We start from the raw sequence: 15483 nt of genomic DNA, 5'->3' as shown, positions 1-15483 counted from the left end.
CCCCCCCCCCCCCCCCCCCCCCCCCCCCCCCCCCCCCCCCCCCCCCCCCCCCCCCCCCCCCCCCCCCCCCCCCCCCCCCCCCCCCCCCCCCGCCCGCGGCGGCTGGGGCTTACGGCGGGTGACGTGCCTACAGCGCCTCCGCCGCCGGGCGGACCAGGTCGCGGACCGTCTTCGCCTTGACGAAGTCGCCCATGGCCGTCATCTCCCACTCGCCGGTGTACTGGCGGATGAACTTGCACATCAGCACGCCGGTCTTGGCCTCCGAGCCGGTGAGGTCGAAGCGCACGAGCTCCTCGCCGGTCTGCGCGTCCAGCAGGCGGCAGTAGGCCTTGGCGACCTCGGTGAACTTCTGGCCGTTGAACGAGCAGACGGTGAAGACCAGGCCCGTCACCTCCGGCGGCAGGCCGCCCATGTGCACGGTGATGGTCTCGTCGTCGCCCGAGCCGTCGCCGGTGAGGTTGTCGCCCGAGTGCTGGATGGCGCCGTTCAGGATCTGGAGCCGGCCGAAGTAGCAGGCGTCGATCATGTTGCGGTCGGGGCCGTAGGCGATGACCGAGGCGTCCAGGTCGATCGCGCGGCCGTTCCAGGCGGGCTCCCAGCCCAGGCCCATCCGCACCGAGCGGGTCAGCGGCTGACCGCCCTTCACCAGGGACACCGTCTCGTTCTTGCGGAGGCTGACCCGGCCCTTGTCGAGGTTGACCTTGCCGGGCGCGGCCGGGGCCGGCGCCGGGGGAGCGGGCGGCGCGGCCGGCACCGGCGGAGCGGCCGCCGGCATGGGCGGGGCCGCGACGGGCGGGGCCACGGGCGCCGCGGCGGGGGCCGGGGCCGGCTCCTCCACGCTCACGCCGAAGTCGGTGGCGATGCCCGCCAGGCCGTTCGCGTAGCCCTGCCCGACCGCCCGCACCTTCCACGCGCCGTTGCGCCGGTAGACCTCCACGATCAGCAGCGCCGTCTCCGTGCCCAGCCGGGGCGGGGTGAACGTGGCGAGCACCGCGCCGCTGTCGGCGTCGCGGACGGTCGCGGTCGGCTCGATGCCGGCGAAGGTGGCGCCCTGGGCGTCCGGGCTCGCCGTGACCACGATCTTCTCGATGACGGCCGGGACGGCCGCGGTGTCGACGGTGATCGCGTCGGGAGTGGCGCCGGACGCGGCCCGGTGGGTCACGCCCGGGCCGCCCTGGGGCTGGTTGTAGAAGACGAAGTCGTCGTCGGAGCGCACCTTGCCGTCGGCGGTGAGCAGCAGGCCCGAAACGTCGAGCCGCACCGGGGCGGTGACGTCCACCGTCACACGGGCGACGGAGAGCGGGATGTTCGAGCCGGGTGTCATAGCGGTCATGTCCGGGGTAACGAGCCGTGGGCCTTTACGGTTCCATGACCGGAGGGTCGAAAACCGGGGGGAACGGCGGGGGAATATTCGAACGCGTGCCATGGCTGTGGGTGGGCACACCACTCTTCCGATCATGACTCTGGGGGGATCGCGGATGACGCTCGCGCAGGGAACCGTGGCCGAGGGATTCGAGCCGGTGCGCGAGGCCTTCGAGGCCTCGCTGGCGCAGGAGCGCGCCGGCCACGCGGCCCAGCTGGCCGCGTACGTCGGGGGGAAGCGGGTCGTCGACCTGTGGGGCGGCCCGGAGATCACGGCCGACTCGCTCACCGGCGTCTTCTCCTCCACCAAGGGCGCGGCCCACCTGACGGTGGCGCTGCTCGTCCAGGACGGCACGCTGGAGCTGGACAAGCCGGTGTCCCACTACTGGCCCGAGTTCGGCGCCGCCGGCAAGGAGGGCGTCACCCTCCGGGACCTGCTGGCCCACCGCGCCGGGCTGATCGGTGTCGAGGGCGGCTTCACCGCCGCCGAGCTGGCCGACGACCGGGCCATCGCCGAGCGGCTGGCCGGCCAGCGCCCGTACTGGCGGCCGGGCAGCGCCTTCGGCTACCACGCCTACGTCATCGGGGCGCTCACCGGTGAGGTCGTGCGGCGCGCGACCGGCTCCACCCTCCAGGAGGTCTACGAGGAGCGCGTCCGGGCGCCCTACGGCCTCGACTTCTACCTGGGCCTGCCCGAGGACCAGGAGCACCGGGTGCTCGACACCCAGCCCATGGACCCCACGCCCGAGCAGAAGCGCGCCCTGGCCGAGGGGGCGGCCGGCCCGCACAGCTGGCTGGGGGTCGCCTTCAACCTCCACCACGAGGTGCCCACCGTCCTGGAGGCCCTGCCCAACTCCCGGGCCGTCCGGGCCGGCGGGCCCGCCTCGGTGGGCGGCATGGCCTCCGCGCGCGGTCTCGCGCGGATGTACGCGGCCGCCATCAGCGAGGTCGACGGCAGGGCGCCGCTGCTGACGCCGGAGACGGCGGCCGAGTTCGCCCAGCCGCACTCGGTGGGCCACGACCTGGTGCTGGGCTCGCAGCAGGCGTTCGGGCTGGGCTTCGCCCCCGCGTCGACCGACTACCCCTTCCTGGGGGCGCGGGCCTTCGGGCACAGCGGTGCCGCCGGTTCGATGGCCCTGGCCGACCCGTCCACCGGCCTGGCCTTCGGCTACAACCGGCGCCGGTTCGCCTTCCCCGGCGGCGCGGCGCCCGAGGTGGCCGCGCTGCTGAAGGCCGTGCACGACTGCGCCGCCTGATCCCCGGCGCCCCGCGTCCGTGGCCGGCCCCCGCCGGGAGTCGGCCACGGACGCGTCAGCGCGGCGACACGAAGCCGCACTCGTAGGCGGCGATCACCGCCTGGGTGCGGTCGCGCACCCCCAGCTTGGCGAGCACCGCCGCCACGTGCGACTTGACGGTGGCCGCGCCCACCGTCATCCGCTCGGCGATCTCGGCGTTCGACAGGCCGGCCGTCATCAGCTCCAGCACCTCGGTCTCCCGCCCGGACAGCCGCTCGCGCAGCCGGGCGGCCGCGTCGTCGGCCCGGCGGACGGTGTGCGCGGCGGCGAGGGCCCGCACCGCCGAGGGGAACAGCAGCGAGTCGCTGCGGGCCACCACCCGGACGGCCTGCACGAGTTCGTCGGCGCCCGCCCGCTTCAGGACGAAACCGGCGGCCCCGGCGCGCAGCGCGTCGTACACATAGCTGTCGTTCTCGAACGTGGTGACGACGACGATGCGCGGCGGCGCTTCCATGGTGGCCAGGATGCGCTCCGTGGCCCGGATGCCGTCCACCTCGGGCATGCGGACGTCCATCAGCACGACGTCGGGGCGCAGTTCGCGCACCACCGCCACCGCCTCGGCACCGGTGGTCGCCTCGCCGACGACCTCCAGGCCGGGCTCGGCGCCCAGGATGGCCCGCAGGGCCGTACGGACCAGGTGCTCGTCGTCGGCGAGGACGACCCGTATCGCGGTCACCGGGCGTCCCCCCGCAGGGGCAGCCGGACCGACAGCCGCCACACGCCGTCGTGGGCGCCGGCGGTGCTGTCGCCGCGCAGCAGCCGGGCGCGCTCGGCGATGCCGGCCAGCCCCCGCCCGCCGCCCGCGCGGCTCCGGCCGGGGGTGTGCCGTACGGGATTCTCCAAGGTGACCTCCAGGTCGTCGTCCACGGTGATGCGCAGCCGTACGGGCACGGCGCCCGCGTGGCGCAGGGCGTTGCCGAGCCCCTCCTGGACGATCCGGTAGGCCTCGCGGGAGACGACCGGCGGTACCGCCGCCAGGTCGCCCGGTACGGCGCTGTCGACCGTGCCGCCCGCCGCGCGGGTGCGCCGCAGGAGGCCGTCCAGGTCGGCGAGGGTGGGGGCGGGCGCGGCGGAGGCGGGGCCGTCCTCGCGCAGCAGGCCGAGGACGGTGTCGAGTTCGCCGACCGCCGCCCGCGTCGTCTCCTCGATGGCCTCCAGGGCCTGCCGGGCGAAGGCGGGGTCGGTGTCCAGGACCCGCCGCGCCGCGCTCGCCTGGAGGGACACGGCGCTGAGCGCGTGCCCGACCGAGTCGTGCAGCTCGCGGGCCAGCCGGTTGCGCAGGGCCAGCCGCAGGGCGTGGGCCTCGGCCTCGGCCAGCCGGTCGGCCGCCGTCGGCCCGAGCAGGACGGGCGCGCAGCGCGTCAGCAGGGCGCCCGCCGCCCAGGACGCGCCGGCGATCAGCGCCAGCAGGGCCAGGCCGGCCACGGGGGCCAGCGGCAGCCCCGGACCCCGGAAGAAGGCGACCCAGCCGGGGTCCGCGGCGCGGCCCCGGTCGCCCAGGAGGGGCATGGCCATCAGGTACAGGGCGGCGGGCGGCGCGGCCAGTGACATGCCGCTGACGCAGCCGCCGGCCAGCAGGTGGAGGACGTACCAGACGGCCGTGCGCCCGCGCGCCGCCCACGACCGGGCGGGCCGGGTGTCCAGCTCCTCCCGCGGCACCCCGCACAGCGCCCGCGCGGCACCGACCTCCAGTGGCCGGGCGAGCGGGTGGAGCGCGGTGACGGCGGCGGGCAGCAGGGCCAGCCCGAAGGTGGCGAACTGCCAGCCGAGCGACGGCCCGAGGAAGAGGCTCGCGCGCGGGGTGACGACCGACAGCGCGGTGTTCGTCAGCAGGAAGTAGGGCATCAGCAGGGCACCGCCGAGCAGCAGGTGCACCCAGCGCAGCCTGGCCCCGCGGCCCAGCGTCGCTCCCCCCAGGCGCTTGATCACCCGGACAGGGTAGGCGACCGCCCGGGCCGCCCGTCACCCGTCAGGGCCCCGCCCGCCGCGGGGCGCGGCGCGTGGGGTGGTCGTCCCGGTTCAGGAGGCATCCCGATGAGGTGATCTGCCGGCAAACGACCGACTTCGGCATGATCTGCTGTGAAACTTTCGTCAAGTTGCTCATACATCCAGAATTCCGCGGCGGCCGCCCCCGCACGTCGGCCTGAACGGCAGACCGTATCGCTCCTCGGGGGGACAACCCGCTCCTGCCCGCGCAAGAGAAGGCCGGGACGGTTGCCCTGCCGTGGACCGATCCCGGTTTCATCCTCAGGGCGGTCGACCGGCGGCCCGTACGGCGCGACCATGGACTCGTACAGTGCGTGCATGGTCACCACGAACGCGAGCGCGGCCGTGCCGGATCCGCAGGATCCGCCGGTGCTGCACATCAAGGGACGGATATTGACCGGCGCGGACCCGGTCGACGGGGTGCGCGACGAGCTGTGGGTGGTGGGCGGACGGATCACGTTCGACCGGCCGGCCGGGGCGCGCGACGTCACCACCGTCGAGGGCTGGGTGCTGCCGGGGCTGGTGGACGCGCACTGCCACGTCGGGCTCGACGCCCATGGTGCCGTCGACGAGGCGACCGCCGAGAAGCAGGCGCTGACGGAGCGTCACGCCGGTGCGCTGCTGCTGCGTGACGCCGGCTCGCCCTCCGACACCCACTGGATCGACGACCGCGAGGACCTGCCGCGCATCATCCGGGCCGGCCGCCACATCGCCCGCACCCGCCGCTACATCCGCAACTACGCCCACGAGATCGAGCCGGAGGACCTGGTCGCGTACGTGGCCCGCGAGGCGCGCCGGGGCGACGGCTGGGTCAAGCTGGTGGGCGACTGGATCGACCGCGAGACCGGCGACCTGGCGGCCTGCTGGCCGCGCGGCGAGGTCGAGGCCGCCATCGCCGAGGCGCACCGGCTGGGCGCCCGCGTCACCGCCCACTGCTTCGCCGAGGAGACGCTCGCGCCGCTGGTGGAGGCGGGCATCGACTGTGTCGAGCACGCCACGGGCCTGACGGAGGAGACGATCCCGCTCTTCGCCGAGCGGGGCGTGGCCATCGTGCCGACGCTGGTCAACATCGCGACCTTCCCCCGGCTCGCGGAGGGCGGCGAGGGCAAGTTCCCGCGCTGGGCGGACCACATGCGGCGGCTCCACGCACGGCGGTACGCGACCGTGGGCGCCGCCTTCGACGCCGGCATCCCCGTCTTCGTCGGCACCGACGCGGGCGGCTCGCTGCCCCACGGCCTGGTCGCCCAGGAGGTCGGCGAGCTGGTCAGGGCCGGCATCCCGGCGGCGGCCGCGCTGTCGGCGGCCACCTGGGGGGCGCGCGCGTGGCTGGGCCGCCCCGGGATCGAGGAGGGCGCGCCGGCCGACCTCGTGGTGTACGACGCCGACCCGCGCGCCGATGTCCGGGTCCTGGGGACGCCGCGCAGGGTGGTGCTGAGGGGGCGCGTGGTGAGCTGAGCGCAGGAGCGTGGGTGACTCCCGCGACAGCCGTGCCCGGTGAATCGAACCCGCACGCGAAACCCCTCCTTTGGAGTGAATCGACGCCGGATCACTGGGAGTTCACCCGTTCGGCGCAGACCATGGCGGGGTCGACGCCGCCGGCGCGCGATGTCCCCCATTGGCGCGCCGGCGGCTCCGTTCTCCCGTGGGGGTTCCACACACGTGTTCAGCACCACCAGCCCTGCCTCCGGCGTGCCCGCACACCGGCTCACCGCGCTGGCCGCGACGGCCACCGCCACCGCCCTCGCCCTGGGCGCCGCACCCGCCCACGCCACCGGAACCGACTCCTCCAAGGGTTCCGGCACGGCGAGCGCGACCGTCCTGCGCACCGGCCTCGACCTCTCCCTGCTCGGCGGGGCCGCCCACGTCCCCGTCGACGCGGTCCTCAACGACGTCAAGGCACCCGCCGACGCCCACCGGACGGCCCTCGCGGTCACCCTCGACGGCGTCGAGAACGGCCGGCCCGTCACCCTCCTGCGCGCCGACACCGCGGACGCCACCGCCACCGCCGACCGGACAGCCGCCCGGGGCAGGGTGGTACTCGTCCACGCGAAGGTCCACGTCCCCGGCCTGCCGCTGCGCTCGCTGATCGAGGTGGAGCAGGTCACGGCCGAGGCGGTCTGCGCGGCGGGCCGCACCCCCACCGCCACCGCCCACGTGCCCGGCACCGTCTCCGTGCTCGGCCGGAAGGTCACGCTCAGCGCCACGGGCCCCACCAAGGTCGCGGTGCCCGGCGTCGGCGAGGTGCGGCTGGAGCTGTCGAGGACCGCCACCACCTCGCGTACGGCGGCGGCCACCGCGCTCGGCCTCGACGTCACCCTCGACCCCCTGGCCCTCGGCGTGGCGAAGGTACGGGGCCGGGTCACCCTCGCCCGGGCCGGCTGCGAGGCGCCGGCGGGCGGATCCACCGACACGAGCGGTACGGGCGATACGGGCGGTACTGGCGGTACGGAGGTGAAGCCGCGCCCCGCGGCGCACGGCGGCAGGGCGGCCGAGCCCGTGACGAGCGACCTGGCCGAGACCGGCGGCAGCTCCGCCACGCCCTACCTGGCGGGCGCGGCCGGACTCCTCGTCGCCGCGGGCGGGGCGGCGCTCTACGCGGCCCGCCGCCGCAGGTCCGCCCGCGGCTGAGCGGCTGAGCGGGAGAGCGGAGGAGACGGCTCAGACGGAGGCCAGCGCCTCCTCCAGGGCGGCGATGAAGCGGTCCGTCGTCGCCCGGTCCCGCACCGCGAGCCGCAGATAGTCCGACCCCAGCCCGGGGAAGGTGTCGCCCCTGCGCACCGCGAAGCCCAGATGGCGCAGCCGCGACCGCACGGCGTCGGCCCGCTTCGTCCGGATCAGCACGAACGGGCCGGCCGCCGGGCCGAACACGGTGACCTCCGCGAACTCCGCCAGCCGCAGCTGCAGATGGGCCCGGTCGACGGCGATCCGGTCGGCGGCCGCCGAGGCCTCGGCCAGCGCCGCGGGCCCGCTGCACGCCTCGGCCGCCGTCAGCGCCGGCGAGGACACCGGCCACAGCGGCTGCGCCCGCTCCAGCCGGGCTATCTTGCCCGGCGACGCCAGCACGTACCCGACGCGCAGCCCCGCCAGCCCCCAGGTCTTGGTCAGACTGCGCAGCACGATGAGGCCCGGCAGGTCCGTACGGGCCGCGAGCGACTCCCGCTCACCGGGCACCGCGTCCATGAACGCCTCGTCCACGACCAGGAACCGCCCCGGCCGGGCGAGCCGCGCCAGGGTCCGGGCGGGATGCAGCACCGAGGTCGGGTTGGTGGGATTGCCCACGATCACCAGGTCCGCGTCCCCCGGCACCGAGCGCGGGTCGAAGCGGAAGCCGTCCGCCGCGTCGAGCACCACGCGCTCCACCGTGTGCCCGGCGTCGCGCAGCGCCGCCTCCGGCTCGGTGAACTGAGGATGCACCACCACCGGCCGCCGCACCGGCAGCGCCCGGGCCAGCAGCACGAACGCCTCGGCCGCCCCGGCCGTCAGCAACACCCGCTCCTCCGGCAGACCGTGACGCGCCGCCACGGCCCGCCGGGCCGCCCGGCCGTCCGGATACGCGGCCAGGGAGCCCAGCGAGCCGGCTATGCGCTCGCGCAGCCACTGCGGGGGCGTACCGGCCCGGACATTGACGGCGAGGTCCGTCAGCTCCGCGCCCATGCCGCGCACTTCGGCGTCTCCGTGGTGCCGCAGGTCGGGCTCGGTCGATTCACGCATGCGATAGACGGTACTGAGGGGGCGTACGGGCTGTTCACGCGGGTCGGGCCGGGCGGCGCGCGACGGCCGCGGTGACCCGCGCCGACTTCCGCTTGGGCACGGCCAGCAGCGCCCCCGGACCCGCCGCCAGCAGCGCCGCCGCCTCCGCGACGCCGGGCGTGCCGAGGGCCCGGCGGGCCGTCTCGGAGGGGTGCGGCACCGGTTGCGCGGCCAGCACGTCGGGGGCGTACGAGGTGAGGCGCACGCCCAGCCGCGCGGCCGCGGCCAGCAGGCCGGGCTCGCCGGCCCGCGCCTCGACGGTGGCCAGCGCGGCGACCACGCCGCCGCCCGCCTCCGCCAGGGCCTCCCCGACGAGCGCGAGCACCTCGGCGGCGGCCACGTCGCGGCAGCAGCCGACGCCGACGTACAGGCCGCCGCTCACCCTCGGCCCGCCGCTGCCGCCGCCACGAACCGCTCCGCCGTACCGGGGGCTCCCGCCCAGTGGACGTGGAGGTACGAGGCGTGGACGTTGCCCTGGACGAAACCCTCCACCCGGCGGGCGGGATGAGTGATCCCCCAGGCCGGCACGGCACCGGCCGTCGGCTCGACGACCGTACGGTGGAACTCGTGCCCCCGGACCCGGGTGCCGGCCGGGGCGAGCGCGTTGTCCGCGATCGCGACGGCCTCCCGGTAACCGAGGGTGAGGCGCTCCGACATCCGGGCGTCGGCGTCGAGGACACCGCACATGGGCTTGCCGTCGAGACCGCGGGCGAGGTAGAGGAGGCCCGCGCACTCGGCGGCGACGGGTGCGCCCGATCGGGCCAGCGCCGTTATGGCCTGGCGCAGCGGCTCGTTGGCGGAGAGCTCGGCCGCGTACATCTCGGGGAAACCGCCGCCGATGACGAGGCCGGCGGTGCGGTCGGGGAGCGCCTCGTCGTGGAGGGGGTCGAAGGTGACGACCTCCGCGCCGGCGGCCCGGAGAAGCTCCGTGTGCTCGGCGTACGAGAAGGTGAACGCCGGGCCGCCGGCGACGGCGATGACGGGGGCACCGTGCAACGCGGCGTCGTCCAGCCCGTCCGGCGTTTGAGGACGCCGCGCGTCAGCGCGGTCCGGGGGGCCGGGGGCTTGCCCCCGGTTTCGGGAAGGGGCGGGGTGGGGGAGAGGCTCGCCGCAGGCGCTCCACGGTTCGGCGTCCAGCGGCGGCGCGCTGTGGGCCAGCGCCAGGAGGGCCTCCAGGTCGCAGCCCTCGCGTACACGGTCCGCCTGCGCGGCCACCGACTCCAGCGCCTCGGTACGGCGTTCCGCCACCGGCACCAGCCCCAGGTGCCGCGACGGCGTGTGCACCTGCCCGGCCCGCCGCACGGCGCCCAGCACCGCCACCCCCGACTCCTCCAGGGCCTCCCGCAGCAGCGCCTCGTGCCGGTCCGAGCCGACCTTGTTGAGGATGACGCCCGCGACCCGTACCTCCGGGTCCCAGGAGGCGAAGCCGTGCACCAGCGCGGCCACCGACCGCGACTGCGACGACGCGTCGACCACGAGCACCACCGGCGCCCGCAGCAGCTTCGCCACGTGCGCCGTCGACGCCAGCTCCCCCTGCCCGGCCGCGCCGTCGTAGAGGCCCATCACGCCCTCGACGACCGCCACGTCGCAGCCCGCGGCCCCGTGGAGGAACAGCGGGGCCACGAGCTCCGGGCCGCACAGGAAGGCGTCGAGGTTGCGGCCCGGGCGGCCGGTCGCGAGCGCGTGGTAGCCCGGGTCGATGTAGTCCGGGCCGACCTTGTGCGGCGACACGGCGAGCCCCGCGTCCGCGAAGGCCCGCATCAGCCCGGTGGCCACGGTGGTCTTGCCGCTGCCGGAGGCCGGGGCGGCGATGACCAGGCGGGGGACGCGCGTACTCACCACTCGATGCCCCGCTGGCCCTTCTGACCGGCGTCCATCGGGTGCTTGACCTTGGACATGTCCGTCACCAGATCGGCGAAGTCCAGCAGCTTCTCCGGGGCGTTGCGGCCGGTGATGACGACGTGCTGGGTGCCGGGGCGGTCCCGCATCACCTCGATCACCTCGTCGGTGTCGATCCAGCCCCAGTGCATCGGATACGCGAACTCGTCCAGCACGTAGAGCTTGTACGTCTCCGCCGCCAGGTCGCGCTTGACCTGTTCCCAGCCCTCACGGGCCTTCTCCTCGTTGCTGAGCTCGCTGTCGCGCTGGATCCAGGACCAGCCCTCGCCCATCTTGTGCCAGTCCACCGTGCCGCCCTCGCCGGAGGCGCCCAGCACGCGCAGCGCGTTCTCCTCGCCGACCTTCCACTTCGCGGACTTCACGAACTGGAAAACACCGATCGGCCAGCCCTGGTTCCACGCCCGCAGCGCCAGCCCGAAGGCCGCCGTCGACTTGCCCTTGCCGATACCGGTGTGGACGAGGACCAGCGGCCGGTTGCGGCGCTGACGCGTGGTGAGGCCGTCGTCCGGTACGACGGTCGGTTGTCCCTGGGGCATTACGCGGCCCTCCGTGAGTCGGTGTTGCGTACGGTACGTACCAGCGCGGAGACATTCTCCGCGCGCAGATCGTCGAGGGTCACGACCGGCCCGCCGAGCGCCCGGCCCAGCTCGCCCGCCAGCCCGAGCCGCACCGGCCCGGCCTCGCAGTCCACGACCACCGAGGCGACGCCGGTGCCCGCGAACAGCCCCGCCGCGCGGGCGGCCCGCGCCAGCGGCTCGACCCCGCCCGTGGCCCGGCCGTCCGTCACGACGACCAGCAGCGGACGGCGCGCGGGATCGCGCATGCGCTCCACCCGCAGCACCTCGTGCGCCTGCAGCAGCCCCGCCGCCAGCGGCGTACGGCCGCCCGTCGGCAGCTTCTCCAGCCGGGCAGCGCCCGCCTCCACGGACGACGTCGGCGGCAGCGCCACCTCCGCGCCCGAGCCCCGGAACGTCACCATCCCGATCTTGTCGCGGCGCTGGTAGGCGTCCATGAGCAGCGACAGGACCGCGCCCTTGACCGCGCTCATCCGCTTGCGGGCGGCCATCGAGCCGGAGGCGTCGACGACGAACAGCACGAGGTTGCCCTCGCGGCCCTCGCGCACCGCCTCGCGCAGGTCGTCGCGCCGGACCACCAGCCCCGGTCCGCCGCGCCCGCGCGCCCGCTGGTGCGGCGCGGCGGCCCGTACGGTCGCGGCGAGGTGCAGCCGGGTCAGGGGCCCGCCCCGGGGGCGGCGCGCCCCCGTCGTCCGGCCGTGCGCCGTGAGCGCGCGCGAACGCCGCCCGTCGGCGCCCTCACCGAGGCCGGGAACGGTGAACCTGCGGGTCCGGAACGGCTCCGCGGCGGCCACGGCGGGGGCCTCGGGAGCCTCCCCGCCACCGTCGCCCGCCGGAGCCGAGGCCTCCTGCGGGGCGGGGGAGGAGGGCTCGGGGTCCTGCCGCTGGGACGGTACGTCCGGAGCGCCGGCATCGCCGTCGGGCCCGTCGCCCGCGTCCCGAGGGGGCTGCCCACCGCCGTCGGGACCGCCGTCCGGTCCACTGCCGGGACCGTCGGGGCCGTCCCCGTCCGGCTGCGGACCGTCCGGCTCCGGCTCGGGGTCCTCGTCCTCGGGGTCCTCGAAACCGTTCAGGATGTCGTCGAGCTTGTCCTCGTCGAGGCCGGGGGCGTCGAAGGGGTTCCGCCGGCGCCGGTGCGGCAGCGACAGCAGGGCCGCCTGCCGGACGTCAGCCGTCGTCACGTCCGTACGCCCCGCCCACGCGGCCAGCGCGGCGGCGGTGCGCGCGGTGACGATGTCCGCGCGCATGCCGTCCACCTCGAACCCGGCGCACACCGCCGCGATCCGGCGCAGCGCGCCGTCCCCGAGCCGTACGGCCGGCAGCAGCGCCCGCGCGGCGGCGATGCGCTCGCGCAGCGCGTCCTCCTCCGGCGCCCACGTGCCGGCGAAGCCCGCCGGGTCCTCGTCGAAGGCCAGGCGCCGGCGCACGACCTCGACGCGTTCCTCGGGCTCGCGCGAGGCCGCGACCTCGACGGTCAGGCCGAAGCGGTCGAGGAGCTGCGGGCGCAGCTCGCCCTCCTCGGGGTTCATGGTGCCGACGAGGAGGAAGCGGGAGGCGTGCCGGACGGAGACGCCCTCGCGCTCGACGGAGGAGACGCCGGTCGCCGCCGCGTCGAGCAGCGAGTCGACCAGGTGGTCGCCCAGCAGATTGACCTCGTCGACGTAGAGCACGCCCCGGTGCGCGGCGGCCAGCAGGCCGGGCTCGAACGCCTTCACGCCCTCGCCCAGCGCCCGCTCGATGTCGAGCGCGCCGACGAGCCGGTCCTCGGAGGCGCCGACGGGCAGCTCGACCATGCGCGCGGGGCGCGCCGCCCGGTCGCCGCCCGCGTGCGGCCCGTCCGGGCACCGCGGGTCCGGCGCCGCCGGGTCGCAGGAGAACCGGCAGTCCGCGACGGTCACGACCTCGGGCAGCAGGGCGGCGAGGCTCCTGACCGCGGTGGTCTTGGCCGTGCCTTTCTCACCCCGCACGAGCACTCCGCCGATGGCCGGCGAGATCGCGTTGAGCAACAGGCCCAGCCGCATGTCGTCCATACCGACGATCGCGGTGAAGGGGTAGGTGGACGAGGACATCAGCGGTTACCTCCCTGGGGGGAACGACGACGGCCGGTAGGGGTACTCACGGCGCCCCCGGCGGTATGAAGGGGGCGCCGGCCGGCACCCCGTCCTCGATCAGCCGCAGCAGCGCGTCCGTGTCCGCGTGTTCCTCGATCAGGTCGCCCAGCCGGTCCAGCTGTTCCTCCCGCAGGGCCGCGAACGACGTGTCCGGGGCCGGCTCGAAGGCCCGTCCCGCCGCCTTCGCCACCCGCCGCAGGAACGCCCGCCGGAAGCCGTCGCTCTCCAGCGAGCCGTGCCAGTGGGTGCCCCAGACCGCGCCCACCCGGCAGCCGTCCAGGAACGGTTCGTCGCCGCCCAGGACGTCCGCCACGCCGTGGTGGATCTCGTACCCCTCGACCCGCTCGCCCAGCGCCTCGCCGACCGGCCGGGCGAGGGTCTTCCCCGCCGCGAAGCGGACGCGCACCGGCAGCAGGCCGAGGCCCTCGACCACGCCGGCCCGGGACTCCACCTCGTCCTCGATGCGCTCGCCGAGCACCTGGAAGCCGCCGCAGACGCCCAGCACCGGCCGGCCCTCGGCCGCGCGCCGGGCGAGGGCGGCGGCCAGGCCGCGCTCGCGCAGCCAGTCGAGGGCCCGTACCGTGCCGCGGGTGCCCGGTACGACGGCCAGGTCGGCGTCGGCGAGCTCCTCGGGCCGGTCGACGAACCGCACCACGACGCCGGGTTCGGCGGCCAGCGCGTCCACGTCCGTGAAGTTGGACATCAGGGGCACCGCGCACACCGCCACGCGCAGGATGTCGGCGCCGTGCGGCGGGGCCACCACCGACTCGCGGACGGCACCGCGCAGCGAGACGCGCAGGCCGTCCTCCTCGTCGATGCCCAGGCCGTGGGCGAACGGCAGCACGCCGTACGTCCGGCGGCCCGTCAGCCCGCGCAGCATCTCCATGCCGGGCTCCAGGAGCGTGACGTCACCCCGGAACTTGTTGACGAGGTAACCCGCTATCAGTTCCTGGTCCTCGGGCGAGAGCAGGGCCGTGGTGCCGAAGAAGGAGGCGAAGACGCCGCCCCGGTCGATGTCGCCGACGACGACCACGGGCAGCCGGGCCGCCCGGGCGAGGCCCATGTTGACGATGTCGCTGCGCCGCAGGTTGATCTCCGCCGGGCTGCCCGCGCCCTCGCAGACGACCGCGTCGTGCGTACGCCGCAGCTCCTCCAGGCACTCGGTCACCGTGTCGAACAGCTGCTCCTGGCGGCCCGCGTGGTAGCCGCGCGCGCTGAGCTCACCCACCGGCCTGCCCATCAGGACGACCTGGCTGCTGCGGTCCCCGCCGGGCTTGAGGAGCACCGGGTTCATCAGCGCGCTGGGCTCGACGCGCGCGGCCGCGGCCTGCATGGCCTGGGCCCGCCCGATCTCCGCGCCCTCGCGCGTCACATACGAGTTGAGCGACATGTTCTGCGCCTTGAAGGGCGCGACCTTGACGCCCTTGCGGACCAGCCAGCGGCAGATGCCGGCGGTCACCACGCTCTTGCCCGCGTCGGAGGTGGTGCCGGCCACCAGCAGGCCCCCGCCCCTCCCGGTCGTCACCGACACCGCCTCCTCCTTGTCGCGGCCGCCACGGCCGCCCTCGTCACCAATGCCGTCGTCAGGGCGAGCGCCGAGACCCGGCGCGAGAGCGCGACGGCGCGCTCGATGTCCGCCACCTCGACCGGCCGGTTCTCCGCGCCCAGGACGGGGCGGTGCTCGACGCGACCGGCGTAGGCGAGGGTGCCGCCCAGCCGTACCCCGAGGGCCCCGGCGAAGGCGGCCTCGACCGGCCCGGCGTTGGGGCTGGGGTGGCGGGAGGCGTCTCGGCGGGCGACGCGCAGGGCGCCGCGCGGGTCGGGGCCGGCGAGGACGGCGAGGGCCGCGGTGAGCCGGGCGCCGGGCCAGCCGGCGACGTCGTCCAGGCGGGCGGAGGCCCAGCCGAACCGGCGGTAGCGGGGGGACTTGTGGCCCACCATCGCGTCCAGGGTGTTCACCGCCCGGAAGCCGGCCAGTCCGGGGACGCCGCCGAGCGCGCCCCACACCAGCGCGCCCACGACGGCGTCGGAGGTGTTCTCGGCGACGGATTCCACGACGGCGCGCGCGATCTGCCGCTCGTCCAGGGACTGCGGGTCGCGGCCGCACAGGTGGGGCAGCCGCGCGCGGGCGGCGGCGAGGTCGCCGGCGGCGAGCGCCCCGCCGACGGCGCGGGCCTCGCGCCCCAGCGAGGTGCCGCCGAGCACGGCCCAGGTGGTGGCGGCGGTCAGGGCGACGCGGGCGGCGCGGGAGGGGCGTACGGCGCGGGTCAGCAGGGCGGCTCCGGCAATGGTGCCGCCCGCGCACACCAGGGTGTGGAGGGCGCCGGCGCCGCGGTGGTCGCGCCACAGGCGCTGTTCGACGGCGTGCGCGGCGCGTCCGAAGGCGGCCACGGGGTGGCCGCGGCGGGGGTCGCCGAGCAGGAGGTCGCCGGTGAAGCCGAGCGCGGCACCGCACGCGAAGCCGAGGTGGTCGGCGCGCATCGGCTCAGACCGCCGTCGCGCCTC

13 protein-coding genes are annotated in these 15483 nt (G+C 76.1%); 3 read left to right on the top strand and 10 right to left on the bottom strand.

Annotation, left to right across the window (positions count from 1 at the left end; translation table 11 throughout):
• Positions 1-127: 127 nt before the first annotated feature.
• On the bottom strand, positions 128-1324 hold the full coding sequence (locus AC07BS_RS31325) for a TerD family protein (RefSeq protein ID WP_478648760.1): 1197 nt from the start codon (positions 1322-1324) through the stop codon (positions 128-130).
• A gap of 154 nt (positions 1325-1478) precedes the next feature.
• On the opposite strand from AC07BS_RS31325, the gene AC07BS_RS31320 reads away from it, so the two are divergent.
• Complete coding sequence (locus AC07BS_RS31320) at positions 1479-2618, top strand: serine hydrolase domain-containing protein (RefSeq protein ID WP_478935191.1); 1140 nt, start codon at positions 1479-1481, stop codon at positions 2616-2618.
• Positions 2619-2673: 55 nt separating this feature from the next.
• Here AC07BS_RS31320 and AC07BS_RS31315 read toward each other — a convergent pair whose 3' ends face one another.
• Positions 2674-3324, bottom strand: coding sequence for a response regulator (locus AC07BS_RS31315; protein WP_478648762.1), 651 nt, complete (start codon positions 3322-3324; stop codon positions 2674-2676).
• A 5-nt stretch (positions 3325-3329) separates the two neighbouring features.
• Positions 3330-4586, bottom strand: a complete 1257-nt coding sequence (locus AC07BS_RS31310; RefSeq protein WP_478935190.1) for a sensor histidine kinase — start codon at positions 4584-4586, stop codon at positions 3330-3332.
• 375 nt (positions 4587-4961) lie between these two features.
• Here AC07BS_RS31310 and AC07BS_RS31305 point away from each other — a divergent pair, with 375 nt between their 5' ends.
• Both AC07BS_RS31305 and AC07BS_RS31300 read left to right on the top strand, forming a co-directional pair.
• Positions 4962-6098 carry an amidohydrolase family protein gene (locus tag AC07BS_RS31305; RefSeq protein WP_478935189.1) on the top strand — a complete coding sequence of 379 codons (1137 nt, stop codon included), beginning with the start codon at positions 4962-4964 and terminating at the stop codon, positions 6096-6098.
• A 204-nt stretch (positions 6099-6302) separates the two neighbouring features.
• Positions 6303-7271 (top strand): SCO1860 family LAETG-anchored protein, encoded by a 969-nt coding sequence (locus AC07BS_RS31300; RefSeq protein WP_478935188.1) that lies wholly within the window; start codon positions 6303-6305, stop codon positions 7269-7271.
• 30 nt (positions 7272-7301) lie between these two features.
• Here the strand turns inward: AC07BS_RS31300 and cobC are convergent, their stop codons facing one another.
• The 7 genes from cobC to AC07BS_RS31265 are packed head-to-tail and all read right to left on the bottom strand — an operon-like array spanning position 7302 to position 15459.
• On the bottom strand, positions 7302-8354 hold the full coding sequence (cobC, locus tag AC07BS_RS31295) for an Rv2231c family pyridoxal phosphate-dependent protein CobC (RefSeq protein WP_478648580.1): 1053 nt from the start codon (positions 8352-8354) through the stop codon (positions 7302-7304).
• 34 nt (positions 8355-8388) lie between these two features.
• Positions 8389-8775 carry a cobalamin biosynthesis protein gene (locus AC07BS_RS31290; protein WP_478935187.1) on the bottom strand — a complete coding sequence of 129 codons (387 nt, stop codon included), beginning with the start codon at positions 8773-8775 and terminating at the stop codon, positions 8389-8391.
• Complete coding sequence (locus AC07BS_RS31285) at positions 8772-10232, bottom strand: cobyrinate a,c-diamide synthase (RefSeq protein ID WP_478935186.1); 1461 nt, start codon at positions 10230-10232, stop codon at positions 8772-8774. The genes AC07BS_RS31290 and AC07BS_RS31285 overlap by 4 nt, the downstream gene beginning before the upstream one ends.
• Complete coding sequence (gene cobO, locus AC07BS_RS31280) at positions 10229-10828, bottom strand: cob(I)yrinic acid a,c-diamide adenosyltransferase (protein ID WP_478935185.1); 600 nt, start codon at positions 10826-10828, stop codon at positions 10229-10231. The genes AC07BS_RS31285 and cobO overlap by 4 nt, the downstream gene beginning before the upstream one ends.
• Entirely contained in the window at positions 10828-12936 is a 2109-nt protein-coding gene (locus AC07BS_RS31275) for a putative cobaltochelatase (RefSeq protein ID WP_478935184.1), read from the bottom strand. The genes cobO and AC07BS_RS31275 overlap by 1 nt, the downstream gene beginning before the upstream one ends.
• Before the next feature lie 46 nt (positions 12937-12982).
• Entirely contained in the window at positions 12983-14503 is a 1521-nt protein-coding gene (locus AC07BS_RS31270) for a cobyric acid synthase (RefSeq protein WP_478935183.1), read from the bottom strand.
• The gene (locus AC07BS_RS31265; protein WP_478935182.1) at positions 14500-15459 is read right to left on the bottom strand and encodes a cobalamin biosynthesis protein; all 960 of its coding nucleotides are present in this window, start codon (positions 15457-15459) and stop codon (positions 14500-14502) included. Before AC07BS_RS31265 ends, AC07BS_RS31270 begins: the two co-directional genes overlap by 4 nt.
• Between the last annotated feature and the right edge of the window lie 24 nt (positions 15460-15483).

It is taken from the genome of Streptomyces sp. NPDC044063 (assembly GCF_056434285.1).
This window is presented reverse-complemented; position numbering and strand designations above follow the sequence as displayed.